Source organism: Azospirillum oryzae (assembly GCF_008364795.1).
GTDB lineage: Bacteria > Pseudomonadota > Alphaproteobacteria > Azospirillales > Azospirillaceae > Azospirillum > Azospirillum oryzae.
Map to the genome: position 1 here is coordinate 235,546 of NZ_VTTM01000006.1, position 25,648 is coordinate 261,193.

Genomic DNA, 25,648 nt, shown 5'->3' on the forward strand with positions numbered 1-25,648 from the left:
GACACCGTTGCTTTCGAAATTTCCCGCCTTGCCCGGTTCGCCGCTCAGCCGATGGCAGCGCACAGCGCGCGGATGATGGCAGCGGGATCGGACGGCTTGCGGAGCAACGGCCGGTGACGGTGCCGTGACGGCAGATGCTCCGGTCCATATCCCGAGTGGAAGACGAAGGGCTTTGCGCCGGCTTCGAGCGCGTCGGCGATGGCGGTCACCCGCTCATCATCGAGGCGGGCATCCAGCACGGCGGCGTCGAAGTCTTCCCGCTCGATCAGCGCCAGAGCATCCGCCACGCAGCCCGCCATGCCGACGACCGTGGCTCCTGCATCCTGCAGGATTTCCTCCAACGCCATGGCGATCAGCAATTCGTCCTCGACGATCACGATCCGGCAGCCGTCCAGACACTTTCCGGTCACCGGGCGCTCTCACGGGAATCGGGAGCTTCGTCGTCGCTCCTCAATTGGGCGATCGGTACGGTGAAGGTCGCCTCAAGGCCGGTCGGACGGTAATCGACCGTGGCGTCGCCACGCAGTTCGTAGCGGATCTGCTGGGTGATCAGTTTGGAGCCGAAGCCATGATGGGAAGGCGGCGACAGCGCCGGACCGTCCGCCTCGCGCCAATGGACAAGCAGTGCCGCATCGGCATCCTTCTCCCCGATCTCCCAGGTCACGACGACGCGGCCCTCCGCCACAGACAATGCGCCGTATTTGACGGCGTTGGTCACCAGTTCGTGGATCACCATGCCGAGTGCCAGCGCGGCCTTGGGCCGGAGCTGAACGGCAGGCCCTTCAACGGTGAACCGTCCTTCGTTGCCGGCATAGGGCTTCACCTCGTTGAGCACGATGTCGATCAGGGGAATATTCCCCCAGCGGTCACGGGTCAGCAGGTCGTAGGTGCTGGCAACCGCTTGCAGGCGTCCGAGAAACGCCGTGCATTCCGGGGCCTCGGCAATCGTCTTCAGCGTCTGCTGGGCCAAGGCGATCACGACGGCGAGCATGTTCTTGACCCGATGATCGAGCTCGCCGATCAGCTGGCGCTGCTGCTCCTCGGCCTCCTTGAGCGACGTGACATCCACAAAGGTCAACAACAGGCCTTCCAGATCGTTGCGGGCGTTCCGGTACGGCAGGATGCGCATGATGTAGTGCCTGGTGCCGTCCCGGGAGCGGACCGCCTTTTCCACCGGCTCCGACCCCGAAAGGGCTTGGCCGAGGTCGTGGTCCAGATCCAGCTGATCGAGATGACTGACGATGTCGGTCAGCGGGCGGCCGCGGTCGGTCGCGATCAGATTGAAAATCCGGGTGACCGCCGGCGTGAAGCTCCTGATCAGCAGGGACCGGTCCAGGAAGACGATCCCGATCTGGGTGCTGTTGAACAAATTCTGGAGGTCGTTGTTGGATTGATCAAGTTCCTCCACCTTGCTGCTGAGCTCGATGTTGACGGCATGGAGTTCCTCGTTGACGGACTGAGTTTCCTCCTTGGACGTTTCCAGTTCTTCATTGGTCGATTGCAGCTCCTCATTGACCGAGATGAGTTCCTCGTTTGCGGACTTCAGCTCTTCCAGCGAGGTCTCGTATTCTTCGATCGTGCTCTGGAGACGCTCCTTGGTATCGCGAAGTTCACGCTCCAACTGCTCGACCGCGACGGGATCCTGCCCCCATTGGCTCTCCTTGCCGTAAATGTCCTCCGGCGGACTCGGGCGGCCGACATCGGAAAACAGGACCAGGAAGAAGGACTCCTCCTCGCGGTCGAACGGTTCGATCGTCAGATCCAGCAGCTGGACGCGATCGTCCACCTCCACCGCAAGGTGCTTGCGGGTTACCGGCTTGTGGGTCTGCATGGCCTCGTGCAGGGCGCCGCGCAGATCCAGCCGCAATCCCTTGCGGGCCATCGCCAGAAGCTGGCGGTTCGGAGCGCCGGGTGGCGCCTGAAGGTACTTGCCGGTGTTGGCGGAATAATAGACCACCTCGCCGTTCTGGTTGACGACGACATGGGCCGGGGCGAATCGCTCCAGAACGCGCGCTTCCACATGCCCGCGCAGGCTCGCGGCATTGGACTGGATGGAGCGGGGCGTTTCGGCCGCTCCACGAGCCGGGCGACCGCCATGTTCCGCCAAGGCGAAGGGAATGGTCACCGAGACGGTGTCCTGCCGGCGGAACAGGCGGTGCTTCTTGTCGATGGGCACGAACAGGGCCTGATGCTGCCCGATCGTCTCGGCCACGCCGAGGAACAGATAGGCACTGGGGCGCAGCGCATAGTGGAACATCGGGATGACCTGATCCTGAAGCTCCATCCCCAGGTAGATGAGCAGGTTGCGGCACGAGATCAGGTCGATGCGTGAGAACGGCGGGTCGCGCACCAGGCTGTGCGCCGAGAAGATGCACAGGTCGCGCACCTCCTTGCGGACGAGATAGCTGGTGCCGTCTTCGATGAAATGGCGTTTGAGCCGCTCCGCCGGGACATCCCGCACCAGACTGGCGGGATAGCGCCCGGTGCGGGCCACCTCCAGGGCATGCTCGTCGATATCGGTGGCGAAGACCTGGATCTTCGGCATGGAGTGGAGGGTTTCCGCATACTCTGACAGCAGCATGGCGATGGAGTACACCTCCTCGCCGGTGGCGCAGCCGGGAATCCAGACGCGCACCACGTCGCCGGCGCTTTTCCCGGCGAACAGCTGCGGGATGACAAGCTCCTCCAGCGCCTGGAAGGTTTCGGCGTCGCGGAAGAAGGTGGTGACGCCGATCAACAGGTCGCGGAACAGCGCTGCGGCTTCGGTGCGATCCTCCCGCAGATAGTCGACATAGCTGTCGATGTCCGTCAGCCGCAGGGCCTGCATCCGGCGTTGGACACGACGCAGAAAGGTGTTGTGTTTATAGCCCCGGAAGTCGTGCCCGATCTGGTTGCGCAGGATCGTGGTGATGCTTCGCCGCGCCGCCTCCAGCCGTGCATCCTCACGCACATCCTTCTCGTTCGTCAGGTCGCCCAGCGGCGTGGCGGTTCGTGTGTAGTCCACCAGCGTCGCCGCCATCGTCTCCACCGGCGCGACAAGGTCGACGACGCCGGTGGCGATGGCGCTGTTCGGCATTTCGTCATGGCGGTGGATGCCGTCAGGGCCCTGCGCAATGGTAAAGCCGCCCCGCTCCTTGATCGCCTTGATGCCCAGGGTGCCGTCGCTGCCGCTGCCCGATAGGATGATGCCGACGGCCCTTTCCCCACAGTCGCCGGCAAGAGAGCTGAGGAAGATGTCGATCGGGTTGCGCTCGCGATGGGCCGCGTTTTCCGGCCGGACACGCAGCCGGCCGCTCTCGATGGTCAGCAGGGTTCCGGGCTGCAGGGTATAGATGCGGTCGGGTTCGACCTCATCGCCATCACGCGCCTCGCGTGCCGGTGTGGGGGTGCATCGGCCGATGATGTCCGCCAGCAGGCTTTCGTGTTGCGGCGCCAGATGGGTGACAACCACGAAAGCCATGCCGCTGTCGGCAGGCAAGGCGCGGAACAGTCCCTCCAAGGCCTCCACCCCGCCGGCGGACGCGCCGATGCCGACGATCGGGAAGGATGCCTTATCGCTCATGGTACTGCCCTTCCGCGGCTCCCGAAGGGCCGAACCGATATCGTTTGAGGGTGCCGCTGATGGCGTATTCGCTGACAGTGCATTTCTCGATATTTCAACTGAGACGATCCACGGTTCGGCAACCCGTGCGTCCCAGTCGGCGTTCCATTCTACCGTCGATGCCAAATTTTTACGCCAACGGTCAACTCACTCTTTAGCATCCTCTCGCGGTCGTGCACCACCAGCGTCGTCCCAGTTGCGGAATTGGGAGCCGCGCTCCCGCTGGTATTGACGTTGGCCGGGAACCGTCACGGCTATCGGAAGCACACACGCGGTTTGGATGAACATTTTCCCGTGTAGAAAATGGACATACGATGGACCTTGGGGCACAAATCGACGAGAGGGCAGGGTCCACCGGCGGGCAGTGGTGATCAGGCGACCTTGCGGGTGACCGGCATGCCCAAGGAGGTCATGATGTTTATGACCTTGCAGCCGACGGCGGCCTTGACCTTCTGCGCCTGCAGACTCCGAGCCCGGAGGCAACACCCGATCAGTTGCTTGTAGCGCATCATTGCTACCTCGCCCAAGGAGCGGCGTCCGTACTGGACGGCCCGCTGCCAGCCGAGCCGACCACGCTCAGCGATCAGGTCAATGTGGCAGTCACGCTGTGTGCGGGTGCCTTCGATCATGCTGCTCGCCACCGCGGTCGAGCGCGGTGGGATGATGACCTCCGCCTCGGGGCTGTGGGCGGCCACGGCGCGGTAGACCGTCTCGCCGTCATACGCGCCGTCGGCCAGCACCGTGCTGATCGGGCAGGCGATCTGGTTGAGCAAGGGGCCGACCAGAGAGGCATCTCCCTCTTCGTTGCTCGTCAATGCCGAGGCGAGGATCTCGCCGGTGCCGGGATCGACCGCTAAGTGGAGCTTTCTCCAGCTCCGGCGCGCTTGGCCACCATGCTTTTCCAGGCGCCACTCGCCCGTGCCGATGATTTTCAGCCCGGTCGAATCGATGACCACAGTGACCAGGCCGTCCGTCTTGGACAACGCGGACGCGACCTCCAGATCGGGACTGCGCCGGGAGAAGGTCGTAGGCGGCGATCGCCTCGGGCGTCGCCCAGACGGTCAGGTCGCCGCGCCGGCGTAGTGCCGCATCGTAAGCTGACCAGTTCTCCACTCGGTAGCGGGCGCGCGGGATCTTGTGGCGACGGCTCTCGTTGGCCTTGTACGGCATCCGGATCTCGGTTCCAGCGGGGCCACTTTCCTACCCGACACCCCAGCCCAGGCCAACTCCAACCGATTTACGCGCCAACGTCTTAGGCGCTCTTACTCCGACAGCACATCCCATCTCGCGCGATTCCTGCACGAGTAGGAGGCAGCCATACCAAAAGTGGAAGGTCGGCCGTAAGCGCGGGGAGAGCGAGACAGCGGCCATCAGGTACGCCCGCCGATATTGACGGCAAGCGTTCCTCCTTTCCCCGGCTGCCGCAAATCTGCTATGGCCGCTGGATCGGGCGGGAGCTAGGCCATGCCCGGTTGAAAGGAGTGGGCGTCATGTGGCCCCGGGACTGGATCCGCCATTCTTTGCCACGCACCCTGCGCGGTAAGCTGCTCCTGGTTTCACTTGCCGTGGTGGTCGTGCCCATCTCGCTGACCGGCTATCTGTTGGAACGGGAGGGGCGGCAGGCGCTGGTTCAGGAAAAGTCGGAGAAGCTCTTCGGCCTGACGCGCCTGCTGGATGCGCATCTCGGTCCGGGATTCGATCCCTTGCTGGCCGATATGGGCGTCGCGGCCAACGACCGTGGTGCCGCCATCCAGGCCCTGTCGGCGCGCCTGACTCCCTTCACCGACATGATCGCCAGGGCGAATCCAGGGGTAGGGGTCGGCTTTTACAGCAGGGCGCTCAACGCCATCATCACCTATGGACCCAGCCGGGATTACGGTGCGACGGTCGGCACCAGCATTCCGCCGGAGCATCCGGGCTGGCATGTGCTGGAAAGCGGGAAGCAGGCTGTCGAAAGCGGGCGGCAGGTGCGCGGCTTCATCCTGAACGCGATGCTGCCCATCGTCCGCGATGGCACCGTGATCGGCTACATCTGGGCCAATGAGCTGTCCGACGATGTTGAGCGGCAGGCGGCGGCCATGGACCGCGCGGTTCTGACGGTCAGCCTCGGAGGAATATTGCTCGGGCTTGCGTTGACACAGGTGCTGGCGCGCGGGGTCGGCCGCGACATCCGACAGATCATCGACGGCTTGCTTCGCATGCGCAACGACCTCGGTGACGCGATCCGACCGCCGCCGGGCGAGTTCGGCGCCATCGCGGTCGAGGTCAACGCCATGGCACGCGCCCTGCTGGATGCGAGGTCGCTGACCGAGAACATCCTGCACAGCATCGCCGACGGCGTGATCGCAGTTGATCGGGCCGGGCAGGTCACCGCGCTCAACCCGGCCGCCGAAGCGATGATCGGGGTGACCGCAACCGAGGTGATCGGCAAGCCCTACGAGTCGCTTTTCAAGCCGGATGCCCGGTTCTCCAGCCCGTTGCTCGACACGCTGAAGACCGGTCGGCCGCATGTCGGCGTGACGTTGGAATTCCCGGGGGGCAAGCAGACACTTCATCTGACCGTGTCGAGCAGCGTGCTGCGCAACAGCCACGGCGACGCGATCGGCGCGGTTGTCGTGCTGAGGGACCTGACCGAGCAGCAGCGGCTCCGGACCCAGATCATGCGTGCCGACCGGCTGGCGGCGCTGGGCGAACTGGTCGCCGGCCTCGCCCATGAGGTGCGCAATCCTTTGACCTCGATCCGTGGCTTCATGCAGTTCCTTGAAAGCTCCGACGATGTCGCGGAGTGGCAGCGCTATGCCCCGCTGATCGTGCGGCAGGTCGACAGCCTGAACCGCCTCGTCACCGAATTGCTGGAGTTCGGTCGGCCTCGCCCACCGGCCTTCTCGCCGGTGCAGCTGAACGATCTCATCCGCGAGGTGTCGCTGCTGGCGGGGCGCAAGTCGAACGCGCGCATCGCCCTGCATCTTTCCCCCGACCTGCCTTTGGTCGAAGCCGATGGCGAGGCGTTCAAGCAGGTCATGCTCAACCTGATCATCAACGCGACTCAGGCGACCTCCGAAACCGGAGGCATCTCCATCACCACGGCGGCCGTGACCCAGGACCGTGGCGAGGCCATCGTCACGGTGGCTGACGAGGGCGAGGGGATCGCGTCGGAAAACCTCGACAAAGTGTTCGATCCCTTCTTTTCGACCAAGCCCAACGGCACCGGGTTGGGGCTGGCGATGGCCCACCGGATCGTGGATGCTCACCATGGGACGATCACCATCGTCAGCACGCCCCGATCGGGTACAACGGTGACCTTGCGGATTCCCGTCCTACACAGTCAATCGGTTGAGTCATGACGACCCAGTTTCCAGCGGTGCAGACCACGACAGCGCCGGCCGTCCTGGTGGTCGATGACGACGAGGCGATCCGTGAGATGCTCGTTGCGGTCCTGTCGCGCGACGGGCTGTCGGTGACCACGGCCGCCGACGGGGTGGAAGCCGTCGCCGCCTTCGCCGCGCAACGTCATGCCGTGGTGCTGATGGACGTCCGCATGCCGCGGATGACGGGGTTGCAGGCGCTGGCTGAGATGCGGAAACTCGACCGGTCGGCGTCGGTCATCCTGATGACCGCCTTCGCCGAGGTCGGCTCGGCCGTCCAGGCGATCAAGGATGGCGCCTTTGATTATGTCATCAAGCCGTTCGACATCGCGGAGATCCTGCTGCAGGTCGGGCGGGCGTTGCAGATGCGTCGGATGCGCGACGACATCGCGACCCTGCATCGCGAACTATCCAGCAGCTATCACACCGACCGCATCCTGACCGCCAGCCCGCGCATGGGCGAGCTTCTGCAGACCATCGCCAAGGTGGCCAAGAGCAACGCGACCGTGCTGGTGACCGGCGAGAGCGGCACCGGCAAGGAGCTGGTGGCGGCGGCCATCCACTACAACAGCCCACGCAACGCCGGGCCCTTCGTCAAGGTCAACTGTGCCGCGGTGCCGGAAGGGCTGCTGGAAAGCGAGTTCTTCGGCCACGAGAAGGGTGCCTTCACGGGTGCCCAGGCCCGCCGCCGCGGCCGCTTCGAACAGGCCGAGCACGGCACCCTTTTCCTTGACGAGATCGGCGACATCTCCCCCAGCCTGCAGGTGAAGCTGTTGCGCGTCCTGCAGGAACGTGAGTTCGAGCGGGTCGGCGGCACCGAGCTGGTGCGTACGGACGTGCGCGTCATCGTCGCCACCAACCGGAATCTGGAAGAGATGGTCCGCCAGGGGCTGTTCCGGCAGGATCTCTACTTCCGGCTGAATGTGGTGACCCTCAGGACCGTACCTCTGCGCGAGCGGCCGGAGGATGTCCGCCTGCTCGCCAGCCATTTCCTGCAACGCTTCGCCGCCGAGAACCAGATCGATGTCAGCGGCATCGATGAGCAGGCGATGGAGCGCCTGCTGGCCTACCGCTGGCCGGGCAACATCCGCGAGCTGTCCAATGCCATGGAGCGTGCCGTGGTGATGAGCACCGGCGCGATGATCGTCGTGGAGGATTTGCCGGAACAGATCGCCGGCCGGGCGGACGACGGCGATACCGTGGCCGGCGACTCCGCTGCCGGAATCGAGGCCTCGGCGTCCGTTGCCGGCGGTGGTGCCCTGCGCGAACAGGTCAGCCGATTCGAAGCGCGCGTGGTCGCCGAGGCGCTGGCCCGCAACGACGGCAACCGCATGAAGACCGCGCTGGAGCTTGGGATCAGCCGTCGTTCGCTGCTCTACAAGTTGCAGGAATACGGCATTTCCTGAACAGGGCAGGGGTCCGTCATCGCTGCGCAAAATTTTGCGCAGCACGCACAAAGTTGCGCACCCGACGGCGCCGGCCGTTTACGATTCCGCCCGCTGCCTGACCCGCTCCACGGCCGGAGGCCTCGGTTTTCGCGCTGTCCGCCACGGCACCGCCGGCTGGCACATCCATTGCAAATATGTGGGTATGCCGGTTGGCCCCGAGCATCCCATGCAACGGCGTGGGTGTAGCAGGCCCTCCGATCGCAGCGCTATGAAACCAAGAATGAGCGCGCGGTTCGTCTTTCCGGTCCCGCTTCGGACCGGGGGGCGGGCTCCGCGCCCGCGGGGTCGCGGCGGGCATGCCCTGCTGTGCCCCGACGTCCAAGGGAGACGTCGAATGAGTAAAGTGCGGAAGCTGGAAGACACCGTCGCCATGATTCCCGACGGCGCGGTGCTGATGATCGGGGGATTCATGGGGGTTGGAACGCCGCCCCACCTGATCGACGAATTGCTGCGCCAGAACAAGCGAAACCTGACGGTGATCGCCAACGACACCGCCCGCCCGGCGGTGGGCATCGGCCGGCTGATTGCCGCAAAAGCGGTGCGCAAGGTGATCGCCAGCCACATCGGCACCAACCCCGAAACCCAGCGCCAAATGATCGCCGGCGAGACGGAGGTTGAACTGGTGCCGCAGGGCACGTTGGCAGAGCGGGTGCGGGCCGGCGGCTTCGGCCTTGGCGGTGTGCTGACCCCCACCGGCGTCGGTACGGTGGTGGAGGACGGCAAGCAGCGCATCGAGCTGGATGGAACCGTCTATCTGCTGGAAAAGGCGCTGAAGGCCGATTTCGCCCTGATCGCCGCCAAACGGGCCGATTACCTGGGAAATCTCGAATACGCGCTGACCGCGCGCAACTTCAACCCGCTGATGGCGATGGCCGCCGAAACGGTGATCGTCGAAGCCGAGGACATCGTGCCGGTGGGCGTCATTCCGCCCGACAGCGTCGTCACCCCGAATGTGCTGGTCGACTGCCTGGTCGCCAAGGAGCATCGCCATGGATGAGAAAACCCTGATCGCCAAGCGCGTTGCGCTGGAACTGCGGCCGGGCAACCTGGTGAATCTCGGCATCGGCCTGCCCACCATGGTCGCCGCCCATCTGCCGGCCGGCGTCAACGTCTTCTTCCAGTCGGAGAACGGCATCATCGGCATGGCGCCGGTGCCCGAGCCGGGGGCGGAGAACGAGGATCTGAGCGACGCCGGCGGCAGTCCGATCGGCGCCGTGCCGGGAGCCGCGTCGTTCGACAGCGCGATGTCCTTCGGGCTGATCCGCGGCGGGCATCTGGACGTGACCGTTCTGGGCGGCCTGCAGATCGACGAGGAGGGCCGGCTCGCCAACTGGATGGTACCCGGCAAGATGGTGCCCGGCATGGGCGGTGCGATGGATCTGGTCTCCGGCGCGAAGCGGGTGATCGTCGCCATGCAGCACAGCGCCAAGGGCACGCCGAAGATCGTAAAACGCTGCGAACTGCCGCTGACTTCGGTGCGGCGCGTCGACCTGATCGTCACCGAACTGGCGGTGATCGAGCCGACGGACAAGGGGCTGGTGCTGCGGGAGATCGCGCCCGGCGTCACGGTCGCCGACGTGCTGGCCCAGACCGGCGCCGAGCTGATCGTCCCGTCCGTCGTGCCGACCATGCCGGTCGGCGCCTGACCGTCCTTCATTCTTGAGCATGGGGAGGCCCCTTCCCCGCGCCGCGCGGCTTTCGTGCCCGGCGGCGCAGGAACGGGCCCCCCTTGTGCCGGAGACCCGCCATGAGCGTCACCACAGCCCCCCCGCCGGCGCCGGACGCCAGCGCCCGCTTCAACCCGATTACGCCGATTTCCCGCGCGCTGACCTGGCTGGTCAGCCGCTATCTGCCTGACCCGCTGATCTTCGCCATCATCCTGACCGTGCTGACCTTCGGCTTCGCCTGGTGGCTGACGCCGAGCGGGCCGGTCGATCTGGTGCGCATGTGGGGCAACGGTTTCTGGAACCTGTTGGCCTTCTCGATGCAGATGGCACTGGTCCTGGTCACCGGCCACGCCCTCGCCAGCTCGGAGCCGGTGCGCAACGTCATGGGGCGAGTGGCCTCCATCGCCAAGACGCCGACCCAGGGCGTCATGCTGGTCTGCTTCGCCGCCGCCGTCACCAACGTCGTCAACTGGGGCTTCGGCCTCGTCGTCGGCGCCATGTTCGCCCGCGAGGTGGCGCGCCGCGTTCCGAAATCCGACTACCGGCTGCTGATCGCGTCCGCCTATATCGGCTTCATGACCTGGCATGGCGGCTTCTCGGCCTCGGTTCCGCTGGTTGCCGCCACCAAAGGCAACCCGATGGAGAAGACCGTCGGCCTGATTCCGATCGCCGACACCATCTTCACCACCTACAACATCGGCATCACGCTGGCGCTGATCATCCTCCTGCCGCTGGTCTGCCGGATGATGCACCCGAAGCCGCATGAGGTGGTGGCGGTCGACCCGGCCCTGTTGAAGCCGGAACCCTCGACCAAGCGCGTGCTCGGCCCCGATGCCAGCCCGGCCGAAAAGCTGGAAGAGAGCCGCATCCTCGGCTTCGTCGTCGCGGCGCTCGGCATCGCTTACCTGTTCCTGCACTTCCAGGCCAAGGGTTTCGACCTCAACATCAACACGGTCAACCTGATCATGCTGGTGGCCGGCCTGATCCTGCACGGCACGCCGATGGCCTATGCCCGCGCCGTCGCCAACGCCGCCCGCGGCACCGCCGGTATCATGGTGCAGTTCCCCTTCTATGCCGGCATCCAGATCATGATGGAGCATTCCGGGCTGGGCGGTCTGATCACCAACCTGTTCGTCGACATCGCCAACAAGGAGACCTTCCCGGTCCTCGCCTTCCTGTCGTCGGGCCTGATCAACTTCGCCGTCCCGTCGGGCGGCGGCCACTGGGTGGTCCAGGGTCCCTTCATCATGCCGGCGGCCCAGCAGCTCGGCGTCGATCTCGGCAAGGCGGCCATGGCCATCGCCTATGGCGAGGAGTGGATGAACATGGCCCAGCCCTTCTGGGCGCTGCCGGCGCTCGCCATCGCCGGGCTGGGAGTGCGCGACATCATGGGCTACTGCGCAACGGCGCTGGTCATCACGCTGCCCATCTTCCTGATCGGCCTCTATTTCTGAACCTTTGCGACCAACCGGCCGCCGCGATCCCGAACGGGCGCGGCGGCCTTCCATCCTGCAAGAAACCTTGTTCCGGAGGAGTCCTCCATGACCGAGATCGTCATCGCCAGCGCGGTCCGCACCGCCATCGGCAACTTCAACGGCGCGCTGGCGTCCGTCCCCGCCCATGAGCTTGGCGCCGCCGTGATCCGCGAGGCGCTGTCGCGCGCGCATACCGACGCCGCCGAGGTGACCGAGGTGATCCTGGGCCAGGTGCTGACCGCCGGCCAGGGCCAGAACCCCGCTCGCCAAGCCGCGGTCAAGGCCGGGATTCCGGTCGAGAAGACCGCCTTCGGCATCAATCAGGTCTGCGGGTCCGGCCTGCGCTCTGTGGCGCTCGGGTATCAGGCGATCCGCTGCGGCGACGCCGAGGTGATGGTGGTCGGCGGCCAGGAGAACATGAGCCTGTCGCCCCACCTGATGCAACTGCGCAACGGCACCAAGATGGGTGCCGCCGAGATGCTCGACAGCATGATCAAGGACGGGCTGTGGGAAGTCTTCCACGGCTATCACATGGGCACCACCGCCGAGAATGTCGCCCGCGCATGGGAGCTGAGCCGCGAGCGGCAGGATCAGTTCGCGCTGGCCTCGCAGCAGAAGGCGGAAGCCGCGCAGAAAGCCGGCCGCTTCCGGGACGAGATCGTCCCGGTGACCATCAAGGGCCGCAAGGGCGACACCATCGTCGACAATGACGAATATCCCAAGCACGGCACGACGCTGGAGGCGTTGGCCAAGCTGCGCCCCGCCTTCGCCAAGGACGGCACGGTGACCGCCGGCAACGCCTCCGGCCTCAATGACGGAGCGGCGGCGCTGGTGCTAATGACGGCGGAGAACGCCAAGCGGCGCGGGGTGACGCCGTTGGCGCGCATCGCTTCCTGGGCGACGGCCGGCGTCGATCCCAGCGTCATGGGCACCGGGCCGATCCCGGCCTCGAAGCTGGCTCTGCAGAAGGCCGGCTGGTCGGTGGATGATCTCGACCTGATCGAGGCGAACGAGGCCTTCGCGGCGCAGGCCCTGGCGGTCAACGCCGGGATGGGCTGGGACGAGGGCCGGGTGAACGTCAATGGCGGCGCCATCGCGCTCGGCCATCCCATCGGCGCGTCGGGCGCCCGCATCCTCGTCAGCCTGCTGCATGAGATGGGCCGGCGCGATGCAAAGAAGGGCCTTGCCACCCTGTGCATCGGCGGCGGCATGGGTGTCGCCCTTTGCGTCGAGCGCGGCTGATCCGAGAGATCGACCCGGCAAGTGGCGGAGCCGCCACCGATCCCACCAGCTCGGCGGCGGCTCCGCGACCATTTGTACACTTTCGAAAGATGGTAGTATGGCAGAGATTGTCGAGGTGTCCGTCACCCTGCGCATTGCGGTCGCCGGCGCCCCCGACGGGCCGGCCCTTGCCTTGCGGGCGGCGGAACAGTTCAGCCATGTCAGCCACGCCCAGATCGCCGCGTTCAACGAGGTAAGCCGGGTCCATTCGGCAGACCATGGCACCGTCGAAGCGGTCACCAGCATCGTCGTTGGCACAGGTCGCGGCTCGTAACGTCGGTCCGGCCCCACTGGAGCAGGCCGGAAAGAGGGAAGACTCAAATCATGCGTTTGTCGGAGCTGCCGTTGCGGTGGCGCATCGGATTCCTCGCCTCGCTGTCGATCATCGCCGCCGGATTGGTGGCGGCGGTCGGCGGCCATTTCGTCAACCGTGCGCTGGTCGAGCAGCGGATGAACAGCGTCCGCTTCATCGCCGAGAGCGGCGGCAGCATTGCCGCCCGCTTCCATAAGCTGGCGCAGGACGGCGTGATGAGCGAGGAGGACGCCAAGGAGCGCGCCAGGACGGCGATCGGCGCCATGCGCTACGCCGACGGAGAGTATCTGTGGATCTGGACCTCGCAGATCATCAACGTCATGCATGCCAATCCGGCGCTGATCGGCAAGAGCGGTGCCGAAATCCGCGACCGCAACGGCGTCTACGTCATCCGCGAGGCGGTACGCGGTGCCCTGACGCCGGTTCCGGAATTCGTCACCTACGAATGGCCGCGGCCCAGCGATCCCAAGGGGCCGACCTACGAGAAGCTGGCCTATTCGGTCCATTTCAAGCCGTGGGACTGGGTGATCGGCACCGGTGTCTACACCGACGACCTGCGCTCCGCCTTTCTCGGCATGATGACCGTGTTCGGGCTGGTGGTCGCCGGGCTGTCGGCGCTGGCCCTGCTGCTGGGCTGGGCGGTCGCCCGCAGTGTGACGCGCCCGCTGTCGCGCGTGCATGGCGTCATGCTGCGCCTCGCGGACCATGATCTGGATGCCGAGGTGCCGGAACGCGACCGGCGGGACGAGATCGGCGGCATGGCGCGCACGCTGGAGGTCTTCAAGGAGAACATCCTGCGCAACCGCCAGATGGAGCAGGAACGCCGCAGCGCCGCTGCCCAGGCGGCGACGGAAAAGCGGGAAGCGGTGTTCGATCTGGCGAGCCGGTTCGAGAGCCGTGTCGGCCGCATCGTCGACCAGCTCGGTCAATCCGCCAAGGGCTTTCAGGAAATGGCATCGCACCTGTCCAGAGCGGTCCAGAAGGCCGAGCAGGAGTGCACGTCGGTCGCATCGGCCTCCGAACAGGCGTCAGTCAATGTCCAGGCCGTCGCCTCCGCCGCCGAGGAGATGTCGACGGCGATCCGCGATCTATCGGGACGGGTGGCGCAGGCCGCCCAGCGGTCGAAGATGACCGCCGAACGGGCTGAGCAGGCCCGCAGTCATCTGGATGCGTTGTCGACCGCCATCGAGCAGGTGGATCAGGTCGTCGCATCCATCAATGCGGTCGCCTCGCAGACCAATCTGCTGGCCCTGAACGCCACCATTGAGGCAGCGCGCGCCGGAGAGGCCGGCAAGGGCTTTGCCGTCGTCGCGAGCGAAGTCAAGAATCTGGCCAGTCAGACCCATGCGATGACCGAGCAGATCGGGCAGCAGATCAGCACCGTGAAAGCCGCGTCCGACCGGACCGTGGAAGGGATGCGCATGATCATCGGCCAAATCGAGGACATCGACCAATCGGCCGCCGAGATGGCCGCCTCAGTCGGGCAACAAAGTGCGGCAACCGACGAAATCAGCCGTAATGCTCAGCAGGCGGCAATCGGCACCAATGACGTTTCACGCAGCGTGGTCGACATCCGAAAGGCTGAGCAGGAGAGCGGAGTAGCCGCCAAGCAGGTCATGCAGTCCGCCGACGCCCTGGCCGCCGACGCCGATTTGCTGAAACATGAACTCGAGGCATTCCTGGCGGAGATCCGCGCAGCCTGACGCGGATCAACTCGCGACCTGAAACCTATCCGGAACTGAAGCCGCGTTCGGTAAAAGCCAAATCCTGCCCCACGCAACCAAATCAGCAAACGCCTCGGTTCGAAAGAACCGGGGCGCTCGTGCGTTTGGGCCTTGCGCACCTGAGCAGCGTCCTCGCAGACCGCCGGGACGACGCGGTCGATCATGATCCGTACCATCTCCATCGTCGCCGCGCTGTCCTCGCTGCCAGCGAGAGCAGGTGCTTTACGTTCCGACGGAAGGCGTCTGGTGATATGAGACTGATCCAGCGGAGCTGGAGACCGACGGTCATGGACAAGCAGGACAGCATGTCAGATCTGGATGCGACGATATTGTCGGAAGACCTACGGCGTACCATCGGCATTTTCGTGCGTGCAGTACGCAGTGACGCCAACACGCCAAAAACGGCGCAGTCCGAGACCCTTGGCCACCTGGAGCGTGGTGGCGCCATGAACATTGCAACGCTGGCGCAACTGAGAAAAGTGAAGCACCAGACGATGCGCCTGATCCTCGCACAGTTGGAAGAGGCGGGACTCGTTCAGCGCGGTGCCAACCCTGCCGACCGCCGCAGCCAGCTTTTCGCCCTGTCGAACGCCGGGCGCGAGGAGTTGGCACGGGAGCGCAGCGCCCGCGCCTCGCGAATCGAAAAGATGATCCGCACGGAGCTTTCGCACGAGGAACGCGATCTTCTCCGCGCGTCGATCCGTCTACTGGCGCGGATGAGCGCTGCGCTTGATAGCTGATGCGTGCTCGCGGTGTCAGCTGGCCCTGAGTTGCGCGAGAACGCTCGGCAGAGTGTTGATACCCCAATGCTCGGCATAGCGGCCGCCGGCGATGCGGACGATGTCGATGACGTCGATCTGGATTGGCTGTCCGGTCGCTTCAATCCCCATGAGTGGACCGCTGTGGATGCCGGCGATCGTTTTGCGCGTCGTCACCTTGTCGCCGTCGGCGACTTGGTCGTGGATCGTCACCGACAGCTCCGAAAGCGCCGGCCGCAGGACGTATTGAAAGGTGTTCCATAGGCTTTCCGGGCCGTTCGGCGCACCCGGCGGGGCGGACCGATTTACAAAGCCGGGATCCATGAGGGCTTCAAACGCCTCGCGATTCCCCGCGACGATCACCTCGGTGTTGAAGCGGCGCACCACATCCTTGTTGGCTTGCGTCACATCACTCTCCTTCTGCTACCCCGGCACGCTTGACGATGGCCAAGCCTGAAAATTTATACAGTGTCCCTGTATAATATTGGGCGGTCAAGGAGCATGTGGTTGACGTCCTAGCCGGGACGCTCCCGCGCCCCTGTCACCGCGACCAACTGCAGCACGATATGGATGGGTGCCTTAGAACTGGCCTCGCGTGGTTTTCCTGGGCGAAACACGCCTCGATCCTTCGCGCAGAGTTTGGAATGATTCTACCTCCAGGCGATTGACACTCAAGTGAAGGAAAACCATTCAATTGGCTGGGGCAACACCAGGGGCCGATCAGTTTTTCAACTTGTAGCCCGTGCGAAAAATCCACCACACGACGGCAAGGCAGATCATCAGCAGCAGGCCGGTTATGGCGAGGCTCAAAGCGACGGGCACGTCGGCGGCGCCGTAGAAGCTCCAGCGGAAGCCACTGACCAGATAGACGACCGGGTTGAACAAGGTGATCTTCTGCCAGAAAGGCGGCAGCATGCTGATCGAATAGAAGCTCCCGCCCAGGAAGGCGAGCGGCGTGACGATCAGCATCGGCACGATCTGCAGCTTTTCCCAGCCGTCAGCCCAAATCCCCAGAATGAAGCCGAGCAGGCTGAAGGTCACCGACGTCAGCATGAGGAAGGCGATCATCCAGAAAGGATGTGCAATGGAAAAATCCACGAACAGCCGCGCCGTCAGCAGGATCAGCGTTCCAAGAATTACGGACTTGGTCGCCGCAGCCCCGACATAGCCGATCACCGTTTCGAAGGCGGAGACGGGAGCCGACAGCAGCTCGTAGATTGTGCCGGAATAGCGCGGCATGTAGATGCCAAAGGACGCGTTCGACACGCTTTCCGTCAGCACCGACATCATGACGAGACCAGGGACGAGAAACGCGCCGTAGCTGACGCCCTCGACCGACGCGAAGCGTCCGCCGATCGCCGCCCCGAAGACAATGAAGTACAGTGATGTTGAGATCACCGGTCCGGCGATGCTCTGAAACAGCGTTCGCCAGGTGCGCGCCAGCTCGAAGATGTAGATGGCTTTGATCGCATGAAGGTTCATGCCCGTTCCCTCACCAAGCTGACGAAGATCTCCTCCAAGGAACTCTCCTCGGTGCGCAGGTTCGTGTAATTGATGCCGTGATCGCCCAGCTTGCGGAGCAGCCCTGCGATGCCGGTGCGCTCGTTCTGGGTGTCGAACCGATAGACCAGTTCCCGCCCACCCTCCGACAAGGTCAGGGGAAAGTCCGCGAGTTCGGCCGGTATGGCATCCAGCGGATTCTGCAGTTGCAGGGTCAGCAACCTCTTGCCCAGCTTCTCCATCAGCGCGGCCTTCTGCTCCACCAGGACGATCCTGCCGCCTGAGATCACGCCGATGCTGTCGGCCATCTCCTCGGCCTCCTCGATGTAATGGGTGGTCAGGATGATGGTGACGCCGCTTTCACGCAGGCGCCCGATCATCTCCCACATGCCGCGGCGAAGCTCCACATCGACGCCGGCGGTCGGCTCGTCGAGGAACAGAATGCGTGGCTCGTGCGACAGCGCCTTGGCGATCAGCACGCGTCGTTTCATGCCGCCGGACAGCGCCATGACCTTGGTGTCCCTCTTGTCCCACAAGGACAGGTCCTTCAGGATTCTCTCGATCACCACAGGGTTGGGAGGCTTGCCGAACAGTCCCCGGCTGAAGCTGACGGTTGCCCAGACGCTTTCGAACGCCTCAGTCGTCAGTTCCTGTGGGACGAGGCCGATCAGGGACCGTGCAGCGCGCCAGTCGCGCAGGATGTCGTGGCCGTCCACCGTCACGCTGCCGGCCGTAGCCCGGACGATGCCGCAGACGATGCTGATCAGGGTCGTTTTGCCGGCACCGTTCGGCCCCAGCAACGCGAGGATCTCGCCACGGCGGATGTCGAGATCGACGCCCTTCAGGGCTTGGAAGCCGGATGCGTAGGTCTTCTTCAACCCACGGATCTCAATGATAGGCTGCATGTCTTCCCTCGGCTTAGGGCTATTTCCCGGGCACGGACGCAATCAGGGCCAGCCACCATAGCGCTCAGCGGTGTTTGGCGGAATTCTAACCTGAGTGGTGGTAACCGACGTCGGTGCATGAACCGCCCCGGGTTTGTCGGAGGCCATTCGGCTTGAGTCACGCGGCCATGGCGACGTCGTCAGCTTGAGCATAGTAGCGCGCTTCGGCCTCGGCGGGAGGAATATTGCCGATGGGTTCGAGCAGGCGCCGGTGATTGAACCAGTCCACCCATTCCAGTGTGGCGAATTCGACGGCTTCGAGGGTGCGCCATGGTCCGCGGCGGCGGATCACCTCGGTCTTGTAGAGGCCGTTGATCGTCTCGGCCAAGGCGTTGTCGTAGGAATCGCCGACGCTACCGACGGAGGGCTCGACACCGGCGTCGGTCAGGCGCTCGGGATACTTGATGGCAACCTATTGCGAGCCGCGGTCGGAGTGATGGATGAGGCCGCTGCCCTTTGCCGGTCGGCGGTCGTGGAGCGCTTGCTCCAAGGCGTCCAGCACAAAATCAGCGTGGGCTGTTCTGGACACCCGCCAGCCGACGATGCGGCGGGCGAAGGCGTCGATGACGAAGGCCACGTAGACGAAGCCCTGCCATGTCGATACGTAGGTGAAATCGGCCAACCACAAGGCGTTTGGGCGTGGCGCCTGGAACTGGCGGTTCACCCGGTCGGCCAGCTCTCGCGGTTCCGTTCCGGAACCGCTGCCGCCGCAAGGGGGGCATGACGCCGCCCGGTCGCTGATCGTGGTGCGGACCGTCTTGCCCCGTGTTGCCCCCTTCAGGCCCATCTGCTTCATCAGTCGGGCCACTGTGCAGCGCGCCACGTCGAGGCCTTCCCGCCGCAACTGCCGCCAGACCTTCCGTACCCCATAGACCTGGAAGTTCGCGTCCCAGACCCGCCGGATAGCCCCACTCAGCGCCGCGTCGCTTCGCGAGCGGGCCGGCACCTTGGACGGATCGGCCCGACGGGCGGCATTGGCATGGTAGGTGGACGGGGCGATCGGCAGCACTCGGCAGATCGGCTCGCCCCCGTGGACGGCGCGGTGTGCGTCGATGAAGGCGATCATTTCCGAAACGGGCGGTCGAGCTCCGCCTGGGCGAAATACGCCGACGCCTTGCGTAGGATCTCGTTCGCTTGGCGCAGTTCCCGGACCTCGCGTTCCAGCGCCTTGATCCGCTCCTGCTCGTCCGTCGTTTGCCCCGACCGCTTGCCCTGGTCACGTTCGGCCTGCCGGACCCAGCCCCGCAACGTCTCCGCCGTGCAGCCGATCTTCCCCGCGATCGAGCTGATCGTCGCCCACTGCGAGGCATGCTCGCCTTCGTGCTCGAACACCATTCGAATCGCGCGCTCGCGCACTTCAGGGGCGTATTTGGGTGATGCCTGTTTCGTCATGATGACCCCATCCTCTCAGGAAACGGGGCCTCCGACAAACCAGGGGCGGTTCATTTTCTTGCTCCTGTCAATGCGTCCCCGGATTGGCCCGCGCCCCCGTCACCGCTTTCGCCACGTCGGTCCAGGCCGCCTTGTCCGGTGCGAAGCGGCCACGCAGGTAGGCCAGCAGATCGGCGACCTGCCTGTCGGACAGGCTGTCGCGGAAGGCCGGCATATAGCCGAGGTCGCGGGTCGCCGGGTTCTGGATGCCGTGCAGGATGACGCGGGCGAGATTGTCGGGGCTGTCGCTGTGGACGTTGCTGTTCACCGCCATGGAGGGGCTGACGCCGAACAGCGTCGGCCCTTCGCCGTCGCCGTGGCAGGCCTTGCAGGCGCCGTTGAAGATGCGCTCTCCATTGGCCGAATTGGCGGGTGCCGGGATGACGGCCGATGTCTCCTTGGATTCGCCGCCCAGCGAGGCGAGATAAACCGCCATCGCCCGCACATCGGTTTCCGGCACGGTGGACAGCTCATGCACCACCGGGGCCATCGGGCCGGCGGCGACGCCGTGGCGCTGGGAGAAGCCGGTGCGCAGGTAGGTGAACAGGTCGTCCTCCGTCCAGGGCTTCGGCGCCTTGGACAGGCTGGTCAGGGCCGGTGCCTCCCAGCCATCGACGGTGCCGCCGGCGAGGAAAGCCTCGCCCATCTTCTCCGCGCCCAACGCATTGCGCGGGCTGTGGCAGGCGGCGCAGTGGCCGAGGCCGTTGACCAGATAGTTGCCGCGATTCCACTCCGCAGACTTCTGCGGGTCCGGCTTGAAGGTCTCGCGGTTGAGGAACAGCGTGTTCCACCCCGCCATCATCGGGCGCAGGTTGAAGGGGAAGCGCATGGTGTTGGCCGGCGTCTCGCTGCGTACCGGCTGCTGCGTCATCATGTAGGCGTAGAGCGCCTGCATGTCGTCGTCGGTCATGTTGCGGAAGGCGGTGTAGGGGAAGGCCGGATAGAGATGCCGGCCGTCGCGGCTGATCCCCTCGCGCATCGCCCGGTCGAAGGCGGCCAAGGACCAGCGTCCGATCCCGCTGTCCGGGTCCGGCGTGATGTTGGTGCTGTAAACGGTGCCGAACGGCGTCTCGAACGGCCGGCCGCCGGCATTGGTCGCACCGTTCTCCACCGTGTGGCAGACCGCGCAGTCGCCGAGCGCCGCCAACTGCCGCCCGCGTTCGATGGTGGCCGAGGACCACAGCCCGGCCGACGGCGGCGACACCGGGGCAATCTCGGCGCGGAAGGGCAGGGCGCTGCTCGCCATGCCGATCATCACCCCGCATAAGCCGGTCAGCGAGGCGCCGAGCCATGCCTTCCACCCCCGCTTGCGCGGCTTCACCGCTTCCGGCGGGGATGGCGGGACCGGTTCGGACGGGCCGTTCAGTGCCTCGCGCACCCGCTCCGCGGTGATCGGCAGTTCGCGGAAGCGGATGCCGGTGGCGTCGAAGATGGCGTTGGCAATGGCCGCCGCGCTGGGGACGGACGCGGATTCGCCCGATCCCAGCGGTGGCTCGTTCTCCCGCGGCATCATCAGCACGTCGATGTCCGGCACCTCGGGGAAGGTCATGATCGGGTAGCCGCCCCATTCCTTGGCGGCGACCACCGAGTCCTCGAACTCCACCTGTTCCTTCAGCACGCGGCTGGTCGATTGGATGACGTTGCCGTGGATCTGGTGGCGCACGCCGTCGGGGTTGATCATCTGCCCGGCGTCATGGCCGACGACCACGCGGGTCACCGCGATCTCTCCGGTCCTGCGGTCCACCGCCACGTCGGCCACCCACGCCGCCCAGGCGGCGCCGAAGCCGGGAAACTTGCTATGGATGTAGCGGGCATAGGCGAAGCCGCGGCCGCGCAGGATGCCGCCCTCAGGCGGGGTCTGCTGCGGCGCCGTGCGCGGCTGCCAGCCGGCGCGGCTGGCGACGGCGCGGATCAGGTCGGCGGCGCGTTCGTCCTCGCGCAGGTGACGCAGGCGGAATTCCACCGGATCGACCCCGGCGGCGAAGGCCAGCTCGTCGATGTAGCTGTCATGGGCGAAGCTGTTGGGCATCGCCGACACCCCCCGCATCCAGGAGGCGCGGACGATGGGGGCCATGTCGTTGATGACCACCCGCATGTTCTCATAGTCGTAGGGCGGGATGGAGGTGCGGTCGCCCATCTCGAACACGGCGGCCACCGGATCGACCCGCCCGGTCAGCAGCAGCGCCAGCGTCGGCGCGCCGTTCGACGGATAGCTGGTGGCGAAGTCGTAGGCGACAATGCCGCCGTCGGCGCTGATTCCGCCATCGACCTCCATCAGTTGGGCGGTGCCCTTCGGCTCCCACAGATGCTCCTGCTCGCGGGTCAGCTGGACGCGCACCGGACGGCCGACCGCCTGCGACAGCAGAAGCGCATCCGCCGCCACATCGTCGGCGCAGTTGCGGCCATAGCAGCCGGCCGCCTCCATCCGCACCACATCGATCCGCTCCTCCGGCCATTCCAGCAGCCAGGCGAGGTCGGCGCGCAGCAGATGCGGATTCTGGGTGCCGGACCAGACGGTCGCGCGGTCCGCCTTGCAGTCGGCCACGGCGCAGGACGGCCCGATCGAGCCGTGCATCTGGTAGGGCCAGACATAGGTGCGCGTCATCCGCTGGTCGGCGGCGGCAAGCGCGGCATCGACGTCGCCCTTGTCCAGCACCTTGCGCGGTGTGCTGGGATTCTCGCGCAGGGCCTGGGCGAGGTTCGACAGGTCGGGCAGCTTGCGGGTCCAGGGCTTCCAAGTGATCTTCAGCTCGCGCGCGGCCTTGATCGCCTGCTCCTCGCGCTCCGCCACCACACCGACGAAGTCGCGCAGCACCACCACCTTGATGACGCCGGGAATGTGGGCGATGGAGCCTTCGTCGATGCTCTCCAGGCTGTTGCCGACGAACTCGCCGCTGTCGATGCCGGCATAGGGCGGGCGGACCACCCGGCCATGAAGCATCCCCGGCAGCCGCAGGTCGTGGACGTACGAGAATTCACCGGTGGCCTTGGCCGGGATGTCGACACGAGGCGCCCCCTTGCCGACCAGCTTGTACTGCTCGCGCGCCTTCAGCGGGGCCTTGCCGCTGATGCGCAGTTCCACCCGCTCGCCCCGCACCAGTTCGCCGTAGGAGATGCGACGGTTGCCGGGTCTGCCGGTTTCTGGGGCGCTTTCCGGGGCGATCACCACACCCTCTTCGACGCGCAACTCTCCCGCCGGCACGCCGAACAGGGCGGCGGCGCGCTCCAGCAGGTAGCGGCGCGCCTCCGCCGCGGCGTTGCGCAAGGGGACCGCCGAAATCTGGATGGTGGCACTGGCGATGGTGGCGCCCTGGTTGGGCGCACGGCCGGTGTCGCCCAGCACCATGCGCAGCTGGTCCATGCGCAGGTCCAGCTCCTCCGCGACGATCTGGGTCAGCGCCGTCTGGATGCCGGTGCCGAGATCGACATGGCCGTTGAAGGCGAAGACCTGTCCGTCGTCGCGCACCGCCAGGAACAGCGCCATTTCCGGCGGCTTAGACGTCGCGGTGCCACCCTTGGCGACCGGGCCGGAGGGCGGCTGGATCTCGTCAACGATCAGCAGGACGCCGGTCGCCGCCATCAGCTCCGCACGGGTCGGCGTCGGCTGGGACTGCAATTCGGGCGTTGGGTTGATCGTCATGATGTGCTCCGGGGGAGGAGAGAAGCCGCGCAGCCCGCATGACGGCGCGCAGGATTTCGACATGGGTACCGCAGCGGCACAGGTTGCCGGACAGGGCGCGGCGCACCTCGTCCATGGTCGGGGTCGGATTGCGGTCGAGCAGCGCCTTGGCGGTCATGATCATGCCGTTCATGCAATAGCCGCACTGGGCGGCCTGCTCGTCGATGAAGGCCTGCTGGACCGGGTGCGGGGCGGCGCTGCTGCCCAGCCCTTCCAGCGTCACCACCTCACGCCCCTCCGCCCCCGCCAGCGGGATGACGCAGGACCGCGCGGCGACGCCGTCGAGGATGACGGTGCAGGCCCCGCATTCGCCGAGCCCGCAGCCGTATTTCGGCCCGTTCAGGGCCAGATCGTTGCGCAGGATGTAGAGCAGCGGCGTGTCGGCCATCGCCGTCACCGAGACGGCGCGGCCATTCACCCGCAGCGCGATGGTCTTTTCCATAAAGCGTCCGTCCGGTGCGATGAGTCCCGCATGCCCGCGACAGCCGCGGGGTGACGTGGCCTGTCGGCCATCCAGCGGGGGGTTACTCCTCCCCGTCCTGTGCGATCATCTTCTGCAGGACATGGGTGACCGCCAGCCGTTCCGCCGGGTTCAGCTGTCCCATGGTGAGCTCGCTGATCCGCTTGGCGCAGGGGACCATGTCCTCCAGCAGCTGCCGTCCTTCGTCGGTCAGGCAGTTGATGACCTTGCGCCGGTCCTGCGCGTCGGAGGTCTGGCGGATCAGCCCGCGCGCCTTCAGCCGGTCGACGATGCCGCGGATCGTCGCCTGGTCGATGGCGGTGGACTTCACCAGCTCGATCAGCGAACTCGGCCCGTTGTCGCGGATGGCGCAGAGCGTGACGAACTGCACCGAGGTCAATTGCGGGTCGCAGGCGTTGCGCTGAAAGATGGCGAGGTGCCGCTGATAGGCCCGCCGCAGCAGATGGCCGATCTGGTCGGAAAAGACGTAATCGGCTTCTCCGGGGCCAGCTTTGGGGCCGTCTTCAGGCAGCAGGTCTTGGGACATCGGGGACAACATGCGGTGGACCGGGTGTGTGGCGAACGATAGCAGCGGCGGCGGGGGCAGGGAAGGGCGGTGGGCTTCCGCCATGCCGCCCGTCATGGCAAGCGTCATGCCTTGGACGCTTCAGGCGCCACCACGTCGCCGGCCAGCACCACCGGCTCGCCGTCCAGCAGGATGTCGCAGCCGCGAAGCGGGATGTCCATGTGGCAGGGGGTCTTGCGGCTGCCGCCGACCTCGGTGTTCGGGCCGGTGGAGAACAGGAAGTTGCCGTAGAAGGCGCGGGCGTCCATGCACATGCCGTCGTTCTTGTCGTGCAGGCCCATAGCCGTCCATTGAGCCCGCGGCTGCAGGCCCCAGCCGATATGAGAGATGCCGTAGACCTCCGGATCCTTGAAATAGGCCATGTAGTCGCGCAGGTACTCCGCCTCGAACCCGCCATGGATGCGGCGGATGAAGCCTTCCTCGATCTCCAGCGTCACCTTCTCCCGCACATAGGTCTTGAAGGGCAGCAGGATGTCGCCGACGTCGAGCACCAGCGTTCCCTCTGCGCTGCCCTCGTCCGGCCAGGAGAACAGGAAGCCGCTCGGCCAATGGTCCCAGCGGCCGGGCTCGTCGGCAAAACCGTACTCCGTCGCCGTCGGATACTGGCCGAGCGTCGCGCGGAAATCGCAGCCGGCCTTGGATGTCACGGCGATGGAGCGGGCGCGCTTCAGCCGTTCCGCCGCGGCATTGACGCGGAGCTTGTCCTCTTCCGTCGGCAGAATGCGGGCCAGCACCTCCGGCGGCTCCACCGCCAGCAGGATACGGGTGCCGGTCTTCAGGATCTGTTCCTGCTCCGGCGAATGGAGAAGCATCATCGTGTCGACGATCAGGTCGGCCGCCTCCAGCGCGCGCTGGGCGGCGAGATTGCCGGTCAGGGGCGTGTCGCCGCAATAGGCGGTCATGTCCATGCCCATGGCGCGCGGGTGGTTGAAGGCCGGCAGTTCGACCCCGTAGACGTTCGCGCCCAGGCGCTGGGCCGCATCCATCGCCGCACGCACGATGCGCGGGTTGGAATAGTCGCTTTTCAACACAGCGACGCTCTGGGTCTTGTCCACCTTGGACAGGGTCAGAACCCGTTCGAACATCTGCGTCAGTTCGCGATCGCTCACCGGCATCTCATCTCTCCCAACCTTGGTGGCCCCAGCCGCCGAATGCGCGATCCGGGCCGTGTTTCCGGGTGGACATCCGCTGTCATCGCAGCGGGCTGACCAGGATATATAGAGCGTATAAGCTTAATTCGACCATGAACAGTGTGGGGGTAAGCCCTTCGCTGCCGCTGTGCCGATATGAATGTTAAATAGGCAGCCGTGATTTAAAATGAGGCTGTGCAAGGCTAAAACGCGGTCACTTCATGCCGCAGACGGCCTTGGCGGCCCCGCAATGCCTGAGTAGCGTTGTATGACGAATTGTGTTGCG

Annotated in this window: 18 protein-coding genes, 2 pseudogenes and 1 other annotated feature; of the genes and pseudogenes, 9 read left to right on the plus strand and 11 right to left on the minus strand. The window is 65.6% G+C overall.

Annotated features, from left to right (window positions below; translation table 11 throughout):
• Positions 1-44: 44 nt before the first annotated feature.
• The 3 genes and pseudogenes from FZ938_RS18245 to FZ938_RS18255 all read right to left on the minus strand — a co-directional run bounded on the left by FZ938_RS18245 (position 45) and on the right by FZ938_RS18255 (position 4,771).
• Complete coding sequence (locus tag FZ938_RS18245) at positions 45-410, minus strand: response regulator (protein WP_149199875.1); 366 nt, start codon at positions 408-410, stop codon at positions 45-47.
• Positions 407-3,562 (minus strand): chemotaxis protein CheB, encoded by a 3,156-nt coding sequence (locus tag FZ938_RS18250; protein WP_149199876.1) that lies wholly within the window; start codon positions 3,560-3,562, stop codon positions 407-409. The genes FZ938_RS18245 and FZ938_RS18250 overlap by 4 nt, the downstream gene beginning before the upstream one ends.
• Before the next feature lie 410 nt (positions 3,563-3,972).
• A pseudogene (locus FZ938_RS18255) lies at positions 3,973-4,771 on the minus strand (IS5 family transposase).
• A 320-nt stretch (positions 4,772-5,091) separates the two neighbouring features.
• Between FZ938_RS18255 and atoS the strand changes: the two are divergent.
• The 9 genes from atoS to FZ938_RS18300 all read left to right on the plus strand — a co-directional run bounded on the left by atoS (position 5,092) and on the right by FZ938_RS18300 (position 15,614).
• Positions 5,092-6,945 (plus strand): two-component system sensor histidine kinase AtoS, encoded by a 1,854-nt coding sequence (atoS, locus tag FZ938_RS18260; RefSeq protein WP_149199877.1) that lies wholly within the window; start codon positions 5,092-5,094, stop codon positions 6,943-6,945.
• Entirely contained in the window at positions 6,942-8,372 is a 1,431-nt protein-coding gene (gene atoC, locus FZ938_RS18265) for an acetoacetate metabolism transcriptional regulator AtoC (protein ID WP_149199878.1), read from the plus strand. The genes atoS and atoC overlap by 4 nt, the downstream gene beginning before the upstream one ends.
• 376 nt (positions 8,373-8,748) lie before the next feature.
• On the plus strand, positions 8,749-9,411 hold the full coding sequence (locus FZ938_RS18270) for a CoA transferase subunit A (RefSeq protein ID WP_149199879.1): 663 nt from the start codon (positions 8,749-8,751) through the stop codon (positions 9,409-9,411).
• Positions 9,404-10,060 (plus strand): 3-oxoacid CoA-transferase subunit B, encoded by a 657-nt coding sequence (locus tag FZ938_RS18275; protein ID WP_149199880.1) that lies wholly within the window; start codon positions 9,404-9,406, stop codon positions 10,058-10,060. The genes FZ938_RS18270 and FZ938_RS18275 overlap by 8 nt, the downstream gene beginning before the upstream one ends.
• A gap of 101 nt (positions 10,061-10,161) precedes the next feature.
• Entirely contained in the window at positions 10,162-11,535 is a 1,374-nt protein-coding gene (locus FZ938_RS18280; RefSeq protein ID WP_149199881.1) for a TIGR00366 family protein, read from the plus strand.
• Between the two features lie 87 nt (positions 11,536-11,622).
• On the plus strand, positions 11,623-12,798 hold the full coding sequence (locus tag FZ938_RS18285; RefSeq protein ID WP_149199882.1) for an acetyl-CoA C-acetyltransferase: 1,176 nt from the start codon (positions 11,623-11,625) through the stop codon (positions 12,796-12,798).
• Positions 12,799-12,895: 97 nt separating this feature from the next.
• A complete protein-coding gene (locus tag FZ938_RS18290) occupies positions 12,896-13,111 on the plus strand; it encodes a hypothetical protein (protein ID WP_149199883.1) in 216 nt (71 codons plus the stop codon).
• 50 nt (positions 13,112-13,161) lie between these two features.
• Entirely contained in the window at positions 13,162-14,853 is a 1,692-nt protein-coding gene (locus tag FZ938_RS18295) for a methyl-accepting chemotaxis protein (protein ID WP_149199884.1), read from the plus strand.
• Between the two features lie 308 nt (positions 14,854-15,161).
• Positions 15,162-15,614: a MarR family winged helix-turn-helix transcriptional regulator gene (locus FZ938_RS18300; RefSeq protein WP_149199885.1), complete on the plus strand. Its 453-nt coding sequence runs from the start codon at positions 15,162-15,164 to the stop codon at positions 15,612-15,614.
• 15 nt (positions 15,615-15,629) lie between these two features.
• On the opposite strand, the gene FZ938_RS18305 is transcribed toward FZ938_RS18300, so the two are convergent.
• The 8 genes and pseudogenes from FZ938_RS18305 to FZ938_RS18340 form a co-directional block, all read right to left on the minus strand.
• The gene (locus FZ938_RS18305; RefSeq protein ID WP_149199886.1) at positions 15,630-16,040 is read right to left on the minus strand and encodes an ester cyclase; all 411 of its coding nucleotides are present in this window, start codon (positions 16,038-16,040) and stop codon (positions 15,630-15,632) included.
• Between the two features lie 312 nt (positions 16,041-16,352).
• A complete protein-coding gene (locus tag FZ938_RS18310; RefSeq protein WP_149199887.1) occupies positions 16,353-17,114 on the minus strand; it encodes an ABC transporter permease in 762 nt (253 codons plus the stop codon).
• On the minus strand, positions 17,111-18,037 hold the full coding sequence (locus FZ938_RS18315) for an ABC transporter ATP-binding protein (RefSeq protein WP_149199888.1): 927 nt from the start codon (positions 18,035-18,037) through the stop codon (positions 17,111-17,113). Before FZ938_RS18315 ends, FZ938_RS18310 begins: the two co-directional genes overlap by 4 nt.
• A gap of 157 nt (positions 18,038-18,194) precedes the next feature.
• A pseudogene (locus tag FZ938_RS18320) lies at positions 18,195-19,468 on the minus strand (IS3 family transposase).
• Positions 19,068-19,184 (minus strand) — a sequence feature (AL1L pseudoknot). It overlaps the preceding pseudogene by 117 nt.
• A gap of 67 nt (positions 19,469-19,535) precedes the next feature.
• A complete protein-coding gene (locus FZ938_RS18325; RefSeq protein WP_149199889.1) occupies positions 19,536-23,147 on the minus strand; it encodes a molybdopterin cofactor-binding domain-containing protein in 3,612 nt (1,203 codons plus the stop codon).
• Entirely contained in the window at positions 23,056-23,628 is a 573-nt protein-coding gene (locus tag FZ938_RS18330) for a (2Fe-2S)-binding protein (RefSeq protein WP_149199890.1), read from the minus strand. The genes FZ938_RS18325 and FZ938_RS18330 overlap by 92 nt, the downstream gene beginning before the upstream one ends.
• 82 nt (positions 23,629-23,710) lie before the next feature.
• On the minus strand, positions 23,711-24,193 hold the full coding sequence (locus tag FZ938_RS18335) for a MarR family winged helix-turn-helix transcriptional regulator (protein ID WP_211101099.1): 483 nt from the start codon (positions 24,191-24,193) through the stop codon (positions 23,711-23,713).
• A gap of 104 nt (positions 24,194-24,297) precedes the next feature.
• Entirely contained in the window at positions 24,298-25,347 is a 1,050-nt protein-coding gene (locus FZ938_RS18340) for a 2,5-dihydroxypyridine 5,6-dioxygenase (protein ID WP_149199891.1), read from the minus strand.
• Between the last annotated feature and the right edge of the window lie 301 nt (positions 25,348-25,648).